16 protein-coding genes and 1 pseudogene are annotated in these 17,862 nt (G+C 51.1%); 9 read left to right on the top strand and 8 right to left on the bottom strand.

All coding sequences use genetic code 11. The features are described 5' to 3' along the window. The first annotated feature begins 49 nt into the window (after positions 1–49). Positions 50–745, top strand: a complete 696-nt coding sequence (locus tag ABV298_RS19275) for a M15 family metallopeptidase (protein WP_353717809.1) — start codon at positions 50–52, stop codon at positions 743–745. A 5-nt stretch (positions 746–750) separates the two neighbouring features. On the opposite strand, the gene ABV298_RS19270 is transcribed toward ABV298_RS19275, so the two are convergent. Then, complete coding sequence (locus ABV298_RS19270; protein WP_353717808.1) at positions 751–1,470, bottom strand: head GIN domain-containing protein; 720 nt, start codon at positions 1,468–1,470, stop codon at positions 751–753. Between the two features lie 169 nt (positions 1,471–1,639). Here ABV298_RS19270 and ABV298_RS19265 point away from each other — a divergent pair, with 169 nt between their 5' ends. Genes ABV298_RS19265 through ABV298_RS19255 form a run of 3 tightly spaced genes read left to right on the top strand, consistent with a single transcriptional unit; the run spans position 1,640 to position 5,165 of the window. Then, the gene (locus ABV298_RS19265; protein ID WP_353717807.1) at positions 1,640–2,260 is read left to right on the top strand and encodes an RNA polymerase sigma-70 factor; all 621 of its coding nucleotides are present in this window, start codon (positions 1,640–1,642) and stop codon (positions 2,258–2,260) included. A 2-nt stretch (positions 2,261–2,262) separates the two neighbouring features. Continuing rightward, the gene (locus ABV298_RS19260; protein ID WP_353717806.1) at positions 2,263–3,330 is read left to right on the top strand and encodes a FecR domain-containing protein; all 1,068 of its coding nucleotides are present in this window, start codon (positions 2,263–2,265) and stop codon (positions 3,328–3,330) included. 17 nt (positions 3,331–3,347) lie between these two features. Next, complete coding sequence (locus tag ABV298_RS19255) at positions 3,348–5,165, top strand: STN and carboxypeptidase regulatory-like domain-containing protein (protein ID WP_353717805.1); 1,818 nt, start codon at positions 3,348–3,350, stop codon at positions 5,163–5,165. Positions 5,166–5,446: 281 nt separating this feature from the next. Here the strand turns inward: ABV298_RS19255 and nadE are convergent. Continuing rightward, positions 5,447–7,508: pseudogene (gene nadE / locus ABV298_RS19250) on the bottom strand (NAD(+) synthase). A 139-nt stretch (positions 7,509–7,647) separates the two neighbouring features. On the opposite strand from nadE, the gene ABV298_RS19245 reads away from it, so the two are divergent. After that, a complete protein-coding gene (locus ABV298_RS19245) occupies positions 7,648–8,883 on the top strand; it encodes an FtsX-like permease family protein (protein ID WP_353717804.1) in 1,236 nt (411 codons plus the stop codon). Here ABV298_RS19245 and ABV298_RS19240 read toward each other — a convergent pair. From ABV298_RS19240 to ABV298_RS19225, 4 genes are all read right to left on the bottom strand, one after another. Further along, on the bottom strand, positions 8,873–9,355 hold the full coding sequence (locus ABV298_RS19240) for an RES family NAD+ phosphorylase (protein ID WP_353717803.1): 483 nt from the start codon (positions 9,353–9,355) through the stop codon (positions 8,873–8,875). The two genes, ABV298_RS19245 and ABV298_RS19240, sit on opposite strands and share 11 nt — an antisense overlap. Further along, a complete protein-coding gene (locus ABV298_RS19235) occupies positions 9,352–9,786 on the bottom strand; it encodes an antitoxin Xre-like helix-turn-helix domain-containing protein (RefSeq protein WP_353717802.1) in 435 nt (144 codons plus the stop codon). The genes ABV298_RS19240 and ABV298_RS19235 overlap by 4 nt, the downstream gene beginning before the upstream one ends. Before the next feature lie 75 nt (positions 9,787–9,861). Continuing rightward, positions 9,862–11,022 (bottom strand): methionine aminotransferase, encoded by a 1,161-nt coding sequence (locus tag ABV298_RS19230; RefSeq protein ID WP_353717801.1) that lies wholly within the window; start codon positions 11,020–11,022, stop codon positions 9,862–9,864. Positions 11,023–11,125: 103 nt separating this feature from the next. After that, positions 11,126–11,734 (bottom strand): redoxin domain-containing protein, encoded by a 609-nt coding sequence (locus tag ABV298_RS19225; RefSeq protein ID WP_353717800.1) that lies wholly within the window; start codon positions 11,732–11,734, stop codon positions 11,126–11,128. Between the two features lie 147 nt (positions 11,735–11,881). Between ABV298_RS19225 and ABV298_RS19220 the strand changes: the two genes are divergently transcribed. Further along, positions 11,882–14,026 carry a TIM-barrel domain-containing protein gene (locus tag ABV298_RS19220; protein ID WP_353717799.1) on the top strand — a complete coding sequence of 715 codons (2,145 nt, stop codon included), beginning with the start codon at positions 11,882–11,884 and terminating at the stop codon, positions 14,024–14,026. Here the strand turns inward: ABV298_RS19220 and ABV298_RS19215 are convergent. Together ABV298_RS19215 and ABV298_RS19210 are read right to left on the bottom strand one after the other, a co-directional pair. Then, positions 14,013–14,504, bottom strand: coding sequence for an NUDIX hydrolase (locus ABV298_RS19215; protein WP_353717798.1), 492 nt, complete (start codon positions 14,502–14,504; stop codon positions 14,013–14,015). The genes ABV298_RS19220 and ABV298_RS19215 overlap by 14 nt on opposite strands. An 18-nt stretch (positions 14,505–14,522) precedes the next feature. After that, positions 14,523–15,557 (bottom strand): LacI family DNA-binding transcriptional regulator, encoded by a 1,035-nt coding sequence (locus ABV298_RS19210; RefSeq protein WP_353717797.1) that lies wholly within the window; start codon positions 15,555–15,557, stop codon positions 14,523–14,525. A 263-nt stretch (positions 15,558–15,820) separates the two neighbouring features. On the opposite strand from ABV298_RS19210, the gene ABV298_RS19205 reads away from it, so the two are divergent. The 3 genes from ABV298_RS19205 to ABV298_RS19195 are packed head-to-tail and all read left to right on the top strand — an operon-like array spanning position 15,821 to position 17,816. After that, positions 15,821–16,591, top strand: a complete 771-nt coding sequence (locus tag ABV298_RS19205; RefSeq protein ID WP_353717796.1) for an SDR family NAD(P)-dependent oxidoreductase — start codon at positions 15,821–15,823, stop codon at positions 16,589–16,591. Positions 16,592–16,630: 39 nt separating this feature from the next. Next, positions 16,631–17,461 (top strand): 5-dehydro-4-deoxy-D-glucuronate isomerase, encoded by an 831-nt coding sequence (gene kduI, locus ABV298_RS19200; protein WP_353717795.1) that lies wholly within the window; start codon positions 16,631–16,633, stop codon positions 17,459–17,461. A 7-nt stretch (positions 17,462–17,468) separates the two neighbouring features. Beyond that, the gene (locus tag ABV298_RS19195) at positions 17,469–17,816 is read left to right on the top strand and encodes a cupin domain-containing protein (RefSeq protein WP_353723213.1); all 348 of its coding nucleotides are present in this window, start codon (positions 17,469–17,471) and stop codon (positions 17,814–17,816) included. The last annotated feature ends 46 nt before the right edge of the window (positions 17,817–17,862 follow it).

Raw genomic sequence — 17,862 nt, 5'->3', positions numbered from 1 at the left:
CGATCCGGCAAAAAGAATATCTTTGCAGCCTTTGCAAGGATATTTTTTTATGCTAAAAATTGCCTTTTATCTGCTGCTGACGAGCCTCGTCACATCTGAAATGGCCGCCCAATCTTCAAGGCCGCTCCCGCTTATCGAACAAAAAATGATCGACAGGGGCCTTGTAGATATTCAAAAAATCGATCCGGACATTCAGGTCGAATTGAGATACTCCACTACCGACAATTTCATAGGCCGCGACGTGTATGGCGAACTCGCGCGCGCGTACCTGCAACCGGAGATGGCCAAAAGACTAGCCAAAGCCAATGCATTGCTGAAAAAAGAGAAACCCGGATACAGATTGCTCGTATACGATGCCGCCCGTCCCAATTCCGCTCAGTACGACCTTTGGAACGCCTTGGATCATTTGAAAATCCCGGCGCGCAGCAAAACACAATATGTAGCCGATCCGAAAATCGGTTCAAACCATAATTTCGGGTGCGCTGTCGATCTCACTGTGGTTGATGAAAAAGGGGTGCCGCTCGATATGGGAACTAAATTCGACTATTTCGGTCCTTTGGCTTATCCCCGCTCCGAACAGGAAATGCTGAAAAAGGGCAAGCTGACGGTCCAACAAATCGGGAATCGCCAGCTTTTAAGAAAAGTGATGACCCAGGTGGGATTCAAGGTCAATACCACGGAATGGTGGCATTTCGACGGCATGTCGAAAGCGAAGGCCCGGGCTAAATACGGAATGATCCCCTGAAAAACCTATTCGGCACGAACACTACTCCCACCAGTGACTTCCTTTTCGACTTTGGGATTGCCCCTGTAACGAACATTGCTTGCACCGCTGGCTTTCACGTCGAGCTGACGTGTCACCCAAACTTTGGCATTACTCGCGCCGGAAACATCCAGATCCGATTCTTCCGTTTGCAGCTCGAACGCGTTCAGCCGGGACGCCCCGGAAGCTTCGCCATCGAGAAACTTCATTTTTCCAAACGCATTCAGCTGGGAAGCTCCATTAATGTCGAATTTCAATGTAGTTCCGGTTCCTTCAAAATCACATTGGGACGCCCCCGAGAGCTCAATTTCAATGCTTGGCAGATTTTCGAAATCGTCGATCGTTGCATTTACCGCGCCCGAAAAATCCACGCCGGCCAGATCAGGCATTGTGATGTCGATGTCCATTCGTTGCCGCTTTCTCCACGAATTATTGTAACGGGCCGTCAGCTTGCCGTCCTGCACGAAAATATTGAGATCGTCCAGATCATTGCGCTCGCCGGTAGCCTCGACATGAAATGACGAGCCGGCAACCACATGGACGCGGATTGCGTCGCTTACTTCCAACTCATCGAAATTGCGGAAATCATAAGTGCGTGTTGTTTCGCCTCGCGGTGGAATGTCTTCATCCTTATTAATGTAAACACAAGACTGGAAAGCAAAGACGATACCAAGGGCGATCGAAAGTTTAAGGAATGTTTGTTTCATAGCTAAAAGACGTTTTTGGCTAGGACAACTGCCCGTTGAAATTCCCCTATTCAAAAAAATAAAATTTCTCGTAGGGGGAAACAGGGAACAAGTTGTCTCATTCCAAAGGACATTCCAAATGACCGCTCTTCTATATCAAGAACCGCTAATCGAAAGAGATTATCTATTTTTGACCGAAAATCAAAAACAGATAACGGTGTACTCTTCCGACCCAGAAATAGTCAGCGCGATACGGCGGGGCGATGAACAGGCCTTTGAGCAAACCTTCCGTACGTATTATCCCCGGTTGTGCAGCTACGCGTGCACCATGCTCAAAGACGAAGAAGAATCCGAAGAAGTCGTGCAAACGGTTTTTCTGACGATCTGGGAAAAGCGGGAAGAGCTCGAAATCACACTTTCACTGAAATCGTATCTGTACCGGGCCGTGCATAACCACTGTCTCAACCGGTTCAAACACGCGACTGTCCGTGAGGCACATAAGGATTACACGATGTACTTTTCGAGCCAGTCGTACGAATCGGTGACAGAAGTAATCCACGCAGGCGAACTGGAAGAGCGCATCGAGAAGGCGGTGAGCGCCCTGCCGGAACAATGCCAGAAGGCATTCAGGCTTAGCCGTTTTGAGGAATTGAAATATCAGGAAATCGCAGATCAGTTGGGAATATCCATTAAAACGGTGGAAAATCAGATAGGGAAAGCTTTGAAAATCCTGCGTGCGGAACTGGCGGATTACCTGCCGGTGACGCTTTGGTTGTGTTGCAGCATTGTTGAACAGTTAATCAGATCGTAACCATGAACTCATCTCATGCAAACATATCGGAGGAACTGTTAGCACGTTACCTGGCCGACACCGCCTCGGAATCCGAAAGAAAAGAAGTAGAAGCCTGGCTCGCCGAATCGGAAGCCAATGCGCGGGAACTTGCGACCTACCGGCTGATATGGGACCACACGGCCGCTATGAAAAAAGGCGGCATAAAGGTCGATACGGACGCTGCCTGGAATAAAATGAAGGGAAAAATGGCTGCAGGGAAGGCCAATGACCCGACATCCGAAGTGCCCGCCGGGAAGTCGTCAAATGGGGAAGTATCGGCCAGGGAAGCCAAGACGATCGAATTCAGGCCCGAAGTACGGAAACGCCGCTTGCCAGTGACTGTTTGGGCAGCGGCGATGATCGCCATATTAGTGATGGCTTTCGGATGGTTCTTCCTGATTGCCGATAAAACGCCTCAGTCGGTAAATGTGGCTACCGCCAATAATACAACCGAACAGACTCTTCCCGACGGCACCAAAGTGTTTCTGAATTACAATTCCAGACTTACCTACCCCGAAAACTTCGAAGGCGATCTGCGGACGGTCTCATTGCAGGGAGAAGCGTTTTTTGACGTAAAACCTGACGCCGCACACCCGTTTGTGATTCAGGCCAATGGCACCGAAATCCGGGTATTGGGTACGTCTTTCAATGTAAAAGCTTATAAGGAGGCTCCTGTGCGGGTGGACGTCGCGACCGGGAAAGTACGGGTAACCAAAAACGCACACCAGGTAGAACTCGTGAAAGGGCAAGGCGCGGAAGTCCTGAGAGACTCCATTCGCAGCCTGCAAGCCAACATGAACCTGATGGGCTACCGCACGCAGGTTTACGAATTCAATGCGGCCGACCTGCAAGACGTCGTCAGCTCTATCCGCGACGGCTACCACGTCGATGTGAGGCTGTCGAACGACAAAATTGCGCAATGCAGGCTCACGATCCGCTTCGAAAAAGAGCCGGTGGACGCAACATTGTCGGTTATCGCCGAAACCCTCGACCTCGATCTTCGGAAAGAAGGAAAAGTGTACTGGCTCGACGGAAACGGCTGCCAATAAAATCCAAGTTATCTGCTTTGAAACTACTTTACAGAATTGCTTTCTGGTGTACCTGCATTTTTCTGCTCCCGAGCCATCTGCTGGCGCAGGAGTTACTGGAAAAGCGCATTGTATTGAAAGTGACAAACCTGCCGCTCGACGAGACGTTGCAGAAAATCGGCGATCTCGGTGGTTTCAGCTTTTCGTACAGCCCCGATATGATCGACATCAAAAGCCGCGTAACGATCCAGGCCGTCAATCAGAGCGTCAGGGAGATTTTAAATGCTATTTTTAAAGACAAGGTTACATTCAAGGAGCGGCGACGCTATATTATCCTCCAAAAAAACACCCGGACCGACAAGCCGCAGGAGCCGCAGGACTTCGACCTGGACGGCTACATTATCGATAACAAAACCGGTAAAAAGCTGGCCAATGCGAGTATTTATGAGTCGGTGACGCTGGCTTCGGCGGTCAGTAACCAATATGGGTACTATAAAATCCGGCTTCCGGCATCGCGGCCTTCGCTCCGGCTGGAAGTGAGAAAAGAAGATTACATCGGCAAATCCATTCCCATCCCGACCCGCAAGGACACTTACTTACAAATTTCGCTCAATCCCGATACGCTGAGGCCAATCTCGGGTAGAGTCGTCACGCACACGCCCGTGCAGGTGGATTCGCTGCATCACAAGGTGGCAGTTCCCCAATTCGAAGTCGTAAAAACAGATTTGCCCCGCGACACCCTGTTTGCGGACAGTTCGGCAAACGGAAATGCAATCACATGGGCCGACTATGAAACCCTCCGGAAACGGTACCGCAACGTCCAGAATAAATTCGTCAGCGCATTTGCATCGGCCAAACAGGCCATTCACACCCGCAACATCGAAGACACGCTATACACCTCCTTTCAGGCATCCATATTGCCATTTCTGGGAACCAACCATGGATTGAGCGGTAATATCGTAAACGAATATTCGGTTAACCTCATCGCCGGTTATTCGCTGGGCGTGTCGAAACTCGAAATCGGCAGTTTGCTTAATGTCGTGCGGGGCAATGTTACCGGTTTCCAGTTTGCCGGTGTCGGCAATGTGGTAGGGAACGATGTGACGGGCTTCCAATATGCCCACGTTGTGAATATGACGTTGGGCAATTTCAGGGGGTTCCAGGGTACGCACCTGCTTAACTACACAGGCCGGAACTTTACCGGTTTTCAAGTCGCCGGTGTAGGCAATGTAGTCGTAGGCGAGTTGCACGGCTATCAGTTCTCGGCCGGTTACAACTATGCCCATACGGTGAGGAAGGGCCACCAGATCGGGGCAGTCAACTACGCCGACTCTACGGCCACCGTTCCGTTCGGGCTGTTCAGCTGGGTGCATAGTAATGGGTATCGTCGCTACGAATTCTCCACCGACGAGTTCAACTACTTCAATACCGCATTCAAAACCGGTGTCAGTCGGTTTTATAATATTTTCAATCTCGGTTTCAGCGGCCTGGCAAAAGACAAACCGCTGTTCACGATCGGGTACGGTTTCGGGACTGCTCAAAAACTCGGCAAAGGTTGGAGCGCCAATGCCGATTTCACCGGTAGCCTGGTGTTACTGGAGCACAATGCCGCCGATGACATCAGCCAGGGACTTGTCAGGTTTGCGCTGGGAATGGAAAAGAAATTCGGTTCGCGGTTTGCCCTCTTTGCAGGCCCGTCGCTGAATACCTTTTTCAGCAAACACTCAGGCTTGATTAACCCGGAAGGGAAAAAAGGGCTTTCACCTGTTTGGATAGGGCAAAAGCCCGACGGTTCCAATAAAGTTTACGGATGGGTCGGCTTTCAGGCAGGAATCCGGTTTTTGAATAAGATCTGAGATCACGATTTATCAGGAATCTCCGTGAGTAGCCGGTTCGCGCCGAACGGGTTTTTAACTTCCCGCTTCGACCAAAGACAGTTTGCGGACTCCTTCCCTTACGTTGGCACGGATAGGCTTCGTCGGAATCTCCCGCATCTATTCATTGATTTTCACGAACGGAAATTTCGCCGGAAGCTCCTGTAAAAAGTTGAGTCCTTATCTTCGACTTCGACGCTTAATGTAGCGATGGCCGGCAAAATTATTATTTCAATAAATGTAACGAAATATGTTTGCTATTACTAAAACCCGATCCGCTTCCTCCCGTTCTGCACGCCGGCGCCGTTCACGTAAGTTCTCAACTCGGCGAGCTCCTTTTCAAATCCGCCCGACAATATCGGGAAGCGGCACCAGGAGCGCGGGTCGAGATTTCGGTCGTCGAGGTGGAAGGATGGCGCGTAACGCTCCCGCTTCCATTGGTTCCGGCTCCATAACTTGAAGAAACGTTCCGTCCAGCCGAGCAGTTGTTCAGCGCTGTAAACAGCCTTATAGCGTACGTAAAGGTTTCTATACGATTCGAGAGGCGACTTTTTGTCCCTGATCGCCAGTCCTTCCAGGTCATTCAAAAATTCATAAGGCATCAAATCGGCCTCATCCGTCTGCGTTTGCGCGAGAGGCCGCAGCTCGGCGGTGGGTTGCAGGCTGTTTACTTTTTTCAAACCTTCAATGCGGATGTGCTTGCCTTTTACTTCACACCCTACTGTCTCGAGCCAGCGGAGCCATTGCCGCAAATAATGCTTGTCGATGCCAGCCAACGGACTGATGCTACCGGAAGTATCGCCATCCATTGTCGCATACCCGACGGCAGCTTCCGAACGGTTGGAAGTAGCGAGCAGCAGGTGATTCGACAGGTTCGTGAGCAACCAAACCCCCGGCGCACGCACCCTCGCCTGGATGTTCTGCAAGGCGATGTCGTCCTGTTCCCAGGTCAGTTTCCGGCCAATCTGGTCTTCGATCAGCCCCTTGTAGGTTTCTACAAGCCCATTGATATTGACGTTATAAAAAGTGGAACCAATCGATTCCGCCAGTGACTGCGCAGATTCGAGCGTGTCGACAGAGCTGTTTTCTGTCCCCTGATAAATGTTATGGATCAAAACTTTGGCAAGATCTTCCTCCGTTTTGGCAGATTGAACATCCTTAATGTAAGACAACTTCTGCTTGAACCGGTCCATACCGATACTTTCATCCGCCAACCGGATCATCAACCCGCACAGTGCGGTACAAGCACAGGAATCGGCCCCTCCGGAAAGCGATATCGTAAAGCCATTCGAGCGGCTTTTCCTCAGGTAATCGAACAACGCCAGACATTCGGCTCTTGCAAACTCTTCCTCCTTCAATGCCCCGCCCTTTTCAAACGGTTCAATTTCGGGAATTTGCGGTAATACAGGCTCTATCTCCGGGAAATCGAACCGCGCCGGGATGCGCCATGTCCGCTCCTTCGGCGGGATCGCAATCTTGCTCTGCACCTGGCTCAGCCGGGTATATTCGGTATCGATAACCGCTGTCGTAATCACATAGTCCTCATAGCTGAACCGCGGGCTCGATGCAAGCAGGTCGCCATTTGAAGCAATCATCGCGTCGCCATCGTAGATAGCCCTTCCCGCTTCATTGCCCAGGAGATTTGTATAAATATAACTACATGAAAATGACCTGGAAGCATCCACTACCAGCTTCTCGCGCACCATAAATTTGTTGAATGCGAAATGGCTGGCGCTTGGGTTCAGGATAATGTCTACCCCGCGCTCGTAATGCCTGCGCGCGGGACGATTGGCTACCCATCCATCCTCACAAATCTCAAACGCGATCTTTACCCCATGCGCCCCCCCCCAATACCGGCCCCGGGGCGATGTCAAAAATCACGTCGCCGATCGGATAAAACATCTGGTTCACCTCGATACTTTCCACTACGCCCGGCTGCCATGGCCTGAACCACCGTGCTTCGTAATGAATACCGTTATTTGCCAGATTTTGCTTGCAATAAAAGCCTGCGATTTGTTTGTTGACAATCAGGCAGGCGGTGTTGTACAAACTTCCGTTATGCCGTAAAGGCAAGCCCACGGCAACAATCATTCCGGCCGTTTCCTCCGCTATTTCGAGCAGGCAGCGTTGGGCCTGTTCTACCATGTCGGGCGCGAAAAAATAGTCGTCGCAACCATAGCCCGAAATACACAGCTCGGGTAGGCATAGCAGGCTCACATCTTGCTTTCTGGCTTCTCTGATCGCGTTGATAATATTGCCGGTATTGGCCTCCCAGGCCATGGGTGTCTGGTTAACAACTCCGGAAGCTACTTTGATCAATGGCATGGATCGTGGTATGTTTTTCTGATTCGGTATGTCTTTGGGGGTAAATCAAGGCAGGCAACTTAATAAAAAAATGCCTTTTTCGAACCGCTAAGGTTTTTTCCTATTTTTGTCAACAACTAATTTAAAGAACAGATTCCTCTTGCGGTTTCCCCTATTCATTGCCAAACGGATACGCCATAACGAGGCAGGATCGTTTTCTGCCACGGTTTCAAGGATCGGCGTGGCCAGTATCGCGATCGGCATCGCCGTAGGGATCATCGCATTTGCCGTGCTGCTGGGGTTCAAACAAACCATCCAGCAAAAAATATTCCTCTTCGGCGCGCATATCAACGTAAATGCATTCGCCCAGGGTAACACCTACGAGGAAGGCCCCCTGCCCGTTAAAAACCCGGTATCCGAAATATTGCCGAGCGTTCCCGAAGTGGCACGCTGGCAGGCGGTGGCCCATAAATCGGGAATCCTCAAAACGCCCGACGAAATCAAAGGCGTGATCCTGAAAGGTGTCGGGAAGGATTATGATTGGGTTACTTTCAAAAAAAGCCTGGTGGAGGGCAAATTGATCGGGCGAAAGGATTCCTCCTCGATCAGGTACGGTTATTCTTCGCAGATCCTGATCAGTCGGAAAATCGCGACCCAAATGCGCTTGAAAACGGGCGACGATGTGATCATGTATTCGCTCCAGAACCCGCCGAGGCCCCGGAAACTCATAGTGGCCGGTATCTATGAAACCGAAATGGAGGAGTTTGACAATAACCTCATCATCGGGGACATCGGACTGGTCCAGAGATTGAATGGCTGGGGGCCGGATTCGGTCGGCACGTACGAAATCTATCTCAAAGACTTCCATGACCTCGACCTCGTCACGCAGAAGCTTCGCCGTGAGCTTCCGCCAGGCCTGTATCTGCAAAAAGTGACCAGCATTTTTCCCCAGATATTCGACTGGCTTATCCTACTCGACCGCAACACCGCCGTCTTCCTGACGCTGATCCTGTTTGTGGCTTGCTTCAATATGATCTCTATCCTGCTGGTGATGATCATGGAGCGGACACCGCTGATTGGCTTGCTGAAAACGCTCGGCAGCTCGAACCGGCAAATCAGGATGATCTTTTTCCAGGTCGGGCTGGATATGGTCCGTCGTGGCCTGATCATCGGCAATGTGGCGGGATTGCTCCTTTGCTGGCTGCAATTCCGGTTCAAGCTTATCCCGCTAGACCCCGTCAATTACTACATGGATACCGTCCCCATTGTATTCGATTGGGGTATCTTCGCGATGGTAAACGTGGTAACGGTCATTATCACCGCATTGATCCTGCTCATTCCGACGCTGATTATCACGCGGATTCAACCGATTAAGGCATTGCTTTTCAAGAAGTAATATGTTTTGCTAAAAGTTTACGCAGCAACCGCAAGTCGGTTGAAAAATCAACGGGCGGCCAAAACCGGATATCCCCGAATTTTTTGGCGATAGGATTCAATATCACGTTCCTTTCGGTCGGCACAATCGCCGATGGCGCAGTGAAGGCGATGATTTCAGGATCGCTCAAAATTTGTTCGCCTATCCATTGTGAATAGGAAACGTCGTTCATCCAGGTCTTTTTTAACTGCTGATCGTCTACATGAAAAACCAGGTTATCGTCGTCGGGAATGCTGATGCGGAGCAATGCAAGGCGTTCCATGCATTCCCGGAATTCGGCATGAACATACTTTTCCAATAATGCGAGCGAAAGGTTTTGGCTGGCGTAAATGCATGGACAACCGATCGGGTTCCAGCGTCCGCCAAACAGCTTCGCCCCGGAGCCGGACAAATCGTTGATATACGCCCGTGCTGCAAGGCGGTACGCAATCATATGTACACGCCGTGCTCCATACGCCCCAACTCATTGCAGATTAGCTTCACGCCCCAGAAAGAGCGTAGCGTCGAAAAGTCCTGTGTTTCTCCCAGGACCTCCCGAGGCGTGCGAAGCCACTTTTCAAACGCCTTTGCATCTCCGAATACTTCAAGGCCCAGATCGGCCATATTTTCAAGCTGGTACAAATGCTCCGCGTACAGCCCCTCAAAGGGTCTTTCCTCTTTCAAATAGCGTTGTAAAGTTCTGTCGCTGATGTGCAATATATCCGCCCATTCCTGTTGTGTAAAAAGCAACCTGGCGGAAAGCGTTTGAAAACGCTCCGCAGGAAACAGGTCGATCGTCTTACGGGCGACGTACAAAACTTCGGGCTCTTCCGCTATCCTCAGCGGAGTAGTTTCCTCATACTTCTGATAATGTATTGTTTTCATAGCGTCCGAAATTTGTCATATTAAGTTACGACTTTTTCCGAAGTTATGTACAATCTACTTACCCCTTTCATTTTTTTACCAACATACCTTCTTCAATAATCCTGCGGCTTTCAATAAGGTATCATCATGTTTGGCGAAGCAAAATCTGAGCGTTTTAAAGTCGGTTTCTCTTCCATAAAATGCCGACAGGGGTATCGAAGCAACGCCTGCTTCCCTCGTAAGCCGCTCGGCCAACGCGAGGTCATTTTCATCGGAAAGGTTGGCATATGATACATTCTGGAAAAAACTGCCTTCCGATGGTTTCAATATAAAACCAATATCGCCGATGGCTTCGTTGAACAGGTCGCGCTTGCGTTGGTAAAAGGCCGAAAGTGTAAGGTAATGCTCCGGCTCGCTCAGATATTCGGCTACGGCAAATTGAAAAGGCGTTACGACGCTGAACACCAGGAACTGATGGATTTTACGGAACTCGGTCGTCAGGTAAGCAGGCGCCAGGCAAAAACCGAGCTTCCAGCCGGTGGTATGGAATGTTTTGCCGAACGAGCCGCAAACAAAACTACGTTCGGCCAGCGACGGAACAGAAGCTACCGAAACGTGCTCCCGCCCGTCAAAGACAATGTACTCGTACACCTCATCGCTGACCACGGTCAGATCGTGCGCTTCCGCGAGCGCGGCGAGCGCCTGCAGGTCGGAAGCGGACCACACTTTTCCGGTGGGGTTATGCGGAGTATTGATAACGATGGCCCGTGTTTTCCCGGTAATGCGCGTCCTTACCGCTTCCCAATCGATGGAATCGTATTGCGGATCGAGCGTTACGAACACCGGAATACCGCCGCTGAGCTCGATGGCTGGCACATAACTGTCGTAAGCAGGCTCGAAAACAATCACTTCGTCACCCGGATGCACCACAGTGCTGATTGCCACAAACAATGCCTCGGTAGCGCCGCTGGTGATGGTAATTTCTCTGACCGGGTGATATTCCGTGCCGGAGGCTTCGAAAGTCTTTTTCGCAATCGCTTCGCGCAACCGCAATGCACCGGGCATGGGTGCATACTGGTTTTTCCCCGACCGCACATATTTATCCACCAGCCGTTGCAAATCGGGTGAACAATCGAACTCGGGGAAGCCCTGCGCCAGGTTCAGCGCCTCATGCTCTTCGGCCAGCGCCGACATTTTCGTAAAAATGGTGGTCCCGACATCAGGGAGTTTCGATCGCAACCTTTTTTCCAATAACATATTTCAGAATAGTATGAAACAAATACCGTGTCAGCGGCGAAACCAAATATAATGCATGGTTGTCAACCTGGCACGGTATGAATGCAGAAGTATGTGATTTCCCTCACCGGCCGTTGTAAACAGCTCTCAAAACCGTCCTGACGTCGGGGGTATTATCGAAATTTTCGTCGACGAATGCATAACCTACCCGGCGATCGCGGCCGAGAACGAACAGCGACGGTGTGAAAACCTCCTCCGAAATACCGGCAATGCGGTCCCATATCGGCGAGGTCTCCGAAAATACGCCGTACGAGCGTGCGACATTGTAGTTTTTATCATGGTAAATCGGCACCTCGGCATCCAGTTTTCTGGCAATACGCCCGATTTCTTTTTGAGATTCGTTGGTCAGTATCAGCAATTGCCCGCCCAATGCCTCCACCTGGGGCGCAAGCGTCTTGACGGTTTGGAGATGCTTTGGCGCGTAACTTCCCCAGCAATTGCAATAAAAGCTGAGGACAAGCGGTTTGAACCGGACCAGGTCGAGGACCGATCGCGCTTCGCTGTCCGATGAGGCGCCTGCGAGCGACGTCACCGGAAACCCTTCCTCGTTCCGGAGATAGAATAGCGGCGCCAGTTCACCACTTTTAGGCGGTTCGATCTGTTCTTCCCGCTCCCGTTGTTTGAGCTGTAAGGTGGACACGTTGCCCAGCTCGTCTTCGATTTCGTAATACATAATGCCAGGGGTCTTCTGATTTCGGCGCTTAAATTTATTATCAATCTATTTATCCTACAAATTTAGTAGATTTATTTTATCCCTGTATTTTTTAGTATAATTCCCCATCGGGGTCTTATACTGTTGATCCAAGACCTGTTACACGTTATGCGCCACTTAAACCCAGCCGTTTCGACCCTATTCCTTATTCTTTTTCCACTGCTGGTTTTCGGACAGGTTATTACCTGGCAAGAAATTCATCCCGGTATCTGGAAAGGCACTGCCGGCAAACCCGACGCCTATGATTTACTCAAAGCGGCCGAAACCGTTCCGTCGCCCACCCTGGCCAGGTTACAAAAACAGGATTTCCCGCTGGATAAGGCTGCTATTATGGTTCAATTCAATCATGGCAAATCTTACCTTCGGCTGCCGCTGCAAAGGAATGAACAGCTCTACGGGTTCGGACTGAACTTCCAGACCATCCACCAGCGCGGGCGCATCATGCAGCTCCATGCCGACCATTACGGCAAGTCCGACAATGGCCGCACACATGCGCCGGTACCATTTTACGTATCGTCGCTGGGCTATGGTGTTTTTGTAAATTCCGCGAAATACATCGATGTGTACGCGGGCTCGGGCGTGCGTAAGGACAGCAAAAATCCACCCGAGATCATGGACCGAAATACCGACAAAAATTGGGAAGCACATCCCTATTCCGATGCCGTCGAAATGCTGATTCCTGCCGAAGGTGTTGAAATTTACGTTTTTGCCGGACCGAAACCGGTAAATGCGATCGAGCGCTTCAACCTGTTGAGCGGGGGCGGATGCCTGCCGCCGCGTTGGGGCCTGGGCTTCACGCAACGTGTCCACCGGCTTTACACCGCCAATCAGGTCAAACGCGAAGCAAAAGCATTTGAAGAAAAAGGTTACCCGCTCGATTTCATCGGTCTCGAACCGGGCTGGCAAAGCAAGTCGTACCCGTGTACATTCGAATGGGACCGCTCGCGTTTCCCCGATCCCCAAGGATTTGTAAAAGAGATGGACCAAATGGGCGTTAAGATCAATCTTTGGACAAACCCCTATATTTCGCCCGACGCCTCTATTTACAAAGCTATCATACCTTACACCGGTACGCACACGGTCTGGAATGGCCTTGTGCCCGACCTTTCGATGCCGCAGGCCCGCAAAATCCTCTTCGATCAATTCGAAAAAGAACATGTAAGAATAGGCGTCAGCGGCTACAAGATCGACGAAGTGGATGGCTTCGATTCCTACCTCTGGCCCGATGTGGCTACTTTCCCTTCCGGCCGGTCGTCGGAACAAATCCGGCAAACGTATGGCCTGCTGGTCCAGAAACACAGCTACGAAATGTTCCGCCGCAACAACACGCGCACGTACGGTCTGGTGCGCGCGTCCAACGCAGGCGGGGCGCCGTTTCCCTATGTGATTTACAACGATAATTACAGCCACGAGGATTTCATTACCGCACTCATCAACAGTGGCTATGCCGGCGTACTCTGGACTCCCGAAGTCCGGGCATCCAAAACCGCCGAAGAATGGCTCAGGCGCTTTCAGACGGTCTGTTTCTCACCCATGGCGATGATCAACGCGTGGTCGAGCGGCATGCAGCCGTGGACATACCCGGAAGTAGCGCCGCAGATCAAAGCATTGGCGGAGCTCAGAATGCGGATGATCCCCTATTGGTATTCCGAATTTGCCAAGTACCACTATAATGGCACACCGCCGTTCCGCGGCATGAATCTGGAAGACGGTTTCGGCACCGGTATAAAGCAGGAAAAGACGACCGCCACATTGGAAGAAAACCCGTACGAAGAGGCTGTCACCAGGGAAGTAAAAGATCAGTACATGGCAGGAGAATACCTTCTGGTTGCACCGTTGTTTACAGGTCAGACTACCCGAAAGGTAATATTGCCAAAAGGTAAGTGGTATGACTTCTATACCGGCAAGCTCGTGGGCGACGGCGAGGTGGTCACCATAAGTCCGGGAACGGATCAAATCCCGGTGTTCGTCAAAGACGGCGGCATCATTCCCATGATGCCTGCCATGCTCCATGCACCCCGCGGCGGTCGGAAAACAGACATCGAAATCCGCCATTATGGCCGGAAAAATGGCAGTTACGAGCTTTATGACGACGACGGCGAGACATTCGCTTACGAAAAAGGCGCATTTTCATGGCGCAGCATCAAGGTCGAGCAGGAGCCGGGCGGGCGATTGAAAGGCAGCATTTCAGCGCCGGAAAGCGGCAAGCCCGACACCATCGGCGCGGTAACCTGGCGGTTTATGACGGAATAGCGCCAACGGCGTCGAGATCCAGATAGCCGGAATTGTAATGCCCTTTTTCCAAAGGATTCTTCGTCAATGCATCTGCAAGAAATTCCGGATAGACGCGGATCGAATGCAAACCGGTTACCTCGTGCCAGTGGAAAAGCAGGTCGTCTTGCCCTTCCGAGCCCAGGAAATCATCCTGGTTGGGCAGGTCTTTAATGTGCATTTCAAAATAAAACCCGATTTCGTGGTATTTGTCGCCGTTATAGAGGAAGAAATTTTCTGAAACCCAGAGCATTTCCCCGGCTTCGGCTTCCAGGCCGGTTTCCTCCTGCATTTCGCGTTGCAACGTATCTTTTGAAAATTCAAAAAGCTCCGCACGACCGCCGGGAAGCGTCCAGAAATTATCGGAAGGGGTTTTATGGAGCAGTACCTTACCGTTCAGTACCGCCACTCCGGCAACCCTGTAATTGAACAATGCTCCATCGATACGCAAGCTGATCATCCGTAACGCATTTTTTCGCTAAACTACGGTTTTTCCGACAGACGACGCACGGATAGTCAGCGCAGTTTTGAGCGAACGCGTCTCAAATTTGTCCGTTTTCTGCGGATGCTCGATCAGCCGGATCAAGAGTTCAACGGCCTGCTGACCCATTTCCATGGCGGGTTGCATCACAGTGGTGAGGGGCGGATTCAGTAAGTCGGCTACGCTGATATTGGTAAAACCGACAATAGCAATCTCATCCGGCACGCGAATGCCTTTTCGCTGCAACACCGACATGCAACCGGTGGTAAGGCGATCGCTGGCGGTAAATATCGCGTCCGGCGGTTCCGGAAGGGCAAGCATTTCCTCGATCGCCGCTTCGTTCTCGGCCTCAATCTTCCCGCCGTAAAGACAATATTTGACATACGACTCATCGAAAGGAATCCCGTAGTCTTCCAGCGCCTTCTTGTAGCCGGCCAAACGTTCCGCTGTAATCGACAGGTAAATAGGGCTTGTAAGATGCGCAATGCGCTTCCGGCCGGAGAGAATCAAATGCTCGGTGGCTTCGTAACTGCCCGTGAAATTGTCGGCAACAACCTTATGTGTCTCGATATCGTTCGGTACGCGGTCGAGAAACACGATCGGAAGTCCCTTTTCCATCAACTCCTGAAAATGCACGAGATCGGTGGTAAGACTCGCCAGGGAAACCAGCAATCCGTCCACACGCCTCGAAACGAGGTAGTTGGTATTCGCTACTTCTCTCTCATACGAATCGTGGCTTTGAAAAATCACGACATGATAGCCGAGGTTATACGCAATAGATTCGATACCGTTGATGAGCTGGGAAAAGAAATGATTGGCAATTTCCGGAATGATCACGCCGATGGACTTGCTTTTACTGTCCTTCAAGCTCAGCGCAATGGGATTCGGCCGGTAGTTCATCCGCTCGGCATATTCCATGACCAGCTTCTTCGTCTCGGGGTTGATCTCGTAGCTATTCCGCAACGCACGCGAGACCGTCGAAGTCGACAGGTTCAATGCCTTCGCAATATCCTTGATGGTGATGGTTTCCAATGGGAACTTGGTTTACTCCAACTTATTATTTATTTCAAAATATCCGCTACACCTCGTCGCAACTCCGCGGACTGCTATTTTATCTTAAAATTTACATCTATCCGGCCCAACCGACAACGTTCCCGATAACGATTGCGCAAAAAAAGACAATTCGTTATTTGATTTTTCTGATTATTCAGTCTAACATCGTTTGGTTGGGGTCTATTAACAATCGACGCTAAAATTATCGGATACCCCGAAAAAGACAAATCATAAACCCATTAATGACTACCGTTAAATTATTTGACCTTACCGGGAAAACGGCACTGGTAACCGGATGCAATCGGGGTATCGGAAAGGCTATGGCCGAGGCGCTTGCCGAAGCCGGTGCGGATATTATCGGAGTAGCTTCGTCCGGATTTAAAGAAGGAAACGAAACCGAAAGTGCCATCCTCCGGGCAGGGAGGAAATTTCATCCCTACCAGGCTGACCTGGGCGACCGCGAAAAACTCTATCGGTTTATCGGTCAGGTCAAAACGGACCACCCGGTAATCGATATTCTGGTCAACAACGCCGGGATTATCCTTCGCCAGCCCGCCGTCGCGCATCCGGACGAATATTGGGACAAAGTATTGAATATCAACCTTGACGCACCTTATATACTCGCCCGTGAGCTGGGCGGGGAAATGGTTGCGCGCGGATCGGGCAAGATCATTTTTACGGCATCGCTCCTGACGTTTCAGGGCGGGATCAATGTGCCGGGTTACACCGCTTCCAAAAGCGCTATCGGAGGGCTCGTGAAGGCATTAGCCAACGAATGGGCCGGCAAGGGCGTGAACGTGAATGCGATCGCGCCGGGCTACATCGAGACCGACAATACGGAGGCATTAAGAAATGATCCCGCGCGCAGCAAATCCATTCTCGACCGTATCCCCGCCGGACGCTGGGGAGTACCCGAAGATTTCAAGGGACCAACATTGTTTTTGGCTTCCGAAGCCGCTGCCTACGTGCACGGAACGATATTGACGGTGGACGGTGGCTGGATGGGCCGGTAGCGTATAATTCAAAGCAAAGACATTCAAAAATAGCCGCACATGCAGATCAGATTTGAAAGCAGCCGGAAAGAAGTCGCGCAAATGGATACCCAGACCTTGCGGGATAATTTTTTAGTCAAAGATATTTTCCGGGACAGTGAGCTCCATTTCGTATACAGCCACTACGACCGCGTTATCATCGGTGGCGCCATACCGCTCACAGTTCCGATTGCAATCCCGGTCTTCGACGCCCTAAAAGCCTCCTATTTCCTCGAAAGACGTGAGATCGGCATTATCAATATCGGTGGAGAAGGGCAAGTTATCGCCGATGGCGAGCGTTTCGAAACCAGCAAACTAAGCTGCGTGTATATCGGCAAGGGCACCAGGGAAGTGCTCTTAACCAGCAAAAACCCATTGGAACCGGCCGTTTACTATCTGCTCTCGTCCCCTGCGCACCAAACTTATCCCAACCGCCGCTTCACCAAAGAAGACGCCACACCGGCTACCGTCGGAAGCATGGAAACTTCCAACCACCGTACGATTTACAAGTACATTCACCTCGAAGGCATCCAGAGCTGCCAGCTGGTAATGGGCCTGACGGTCCTGCAAACGGGCAGCGTTTGGAATACTATGCCTTCTCATGTACACGACCGCCGTATGGAAGCTTATTGCTACTTCGATGTGCCTGATAACCAAAGAGTATTGCATTTAATGGGCGAACCCTCGGAAACACGGCATTTATGGGTTGCCAACCGCCAGGCGGTAATATCGCCGCCCTGGTCGATACACTCGGGCTGCGGGACCTCCAGTTACTCGTTCATCTGGGGAATGGCCGGTGAAAACAAGGATTATACGGATATGGACCCGGTGCAGATCGGAGAGCTCAGATAATGGAAGCATCCGAAAAAAAGAATTCGTCACCGATAACGAAATAACCTGGGAAGACCTGGGAGCGGGGCTGAAACGCAAAATTATGGCCTACGACGACAACCTGATGATGGTGAAAGTCGCATTCGAAAAGGGGGGGATCGGCGCATTGCACAGCCATTTTCATACACAGATGAGCTACGTCGAAAGCGGCGAGTTCGAGATCACGATCGGCGAGGGGAAGCGGGTGCTGCGGCAGGGCGACGTGTATTACGTCCCGCCTCATGTGGTACACGGCGCGTTATGCCTGTCGGCAGGTATGCTGGTCGACGTCTTCACTCCGATGCGGGAAGATTTTGTGCGTGTTTCAAAAGCATGACCTGTTCCTGATTACCGGAACGATTGTAAAAAAGTAAATCTCAACG

Origin of the sequence: Dyadobacter sp. 676 (assembly GCF_040448675.1) — a bacterium.
Lineage (GTDB): Bacteria > Bacteroidota > Bacteroidia > Cytophagales > Spirosomataceae > Dyadobacter.
The sequence above is the reverse complement of the archived record's forward strand: the minus strand, read 5'-3'. Positions and strand labels throughout refer to the sequence as shown.

Bases quoted from the DNA above. Each gene is read 5' to 3' on its own strand.
- ABV298_RS19275 (WP_353717809.1), top strand. From the start codon at position 50: ATGCTAAAAATTGCCTTTTATCTGCTGCTGACGAGCCTCGTCACATCT.
- ABV298_RS19270 (WP_353717808.1), bottom strand. From the start codon at position 1,470: ATGAAACAAACATTCCTTAAACTTTCGATCGCCCTTGGTATCGTCTTT.
- ABV298_RS19260 (WP_353717806.1), top strand. From the start codon at position 2,263: ATGAACTCATCTCATGCAAACATATCGGAGGAACTGTTAGCACGTTAC.
- ABV298_RS19240 (WP_353717803.1), bottom strand. From the start codon at position 9,355: ATGATTGCGTACCGCCTTGCAGCACGGGCGTATATCAACGATTTGTCC.
- ABV298_RS19235 (WP_353717802.1), bottom strand. From the start codon at position 9,786: ATGAAAACAATACATTATCAGAAGTATGAGGAAACTACTCCGCTGAGG.
- ABV298_RS19230 (WP_353717801.1), bottom strand. From the start codon at position 11,022: ATGTTATTGGAAAAAAGGTTGCGATCGAAACTCCCTGATGTCGGGACC.
- ABV298_RS19225 (WP_353717800.1), bottom strand. From the start codon at position 11,734: ATGTATTACGAAATCGAAGACGAGCTGGGCAACGTGTCCACCTTACAG.
- ABV298_RS19220 (WP_353717799.1), top strand. From the start codon at position 11,882: ATGCGCCACTTAAACCCAGCCGTTTCGACCCTATTCCTTATTCTTTTT.
- ABV298_RS19215 (WP_353717798.1), bottom strand. From the start codon at position 14,504: ATGATCAGCTTGCGTATCGATGGAGCATTGTTCAATTACAGGGTTGCC.
- ABV298_RS19205 (WP_353717796.1), top strand. From the start codon at position 15,821: ATGACTACCGTTAAATTATTTGACCTTACCGGGAAAACGGCACTGGTA.
- kduI (WP_353717795.1), top strand. From the start codon at position 16,631: ATGCAGATCAGATTTGAAAGCAGCCGGAAAGAAGTCGCGCAAATGGAT.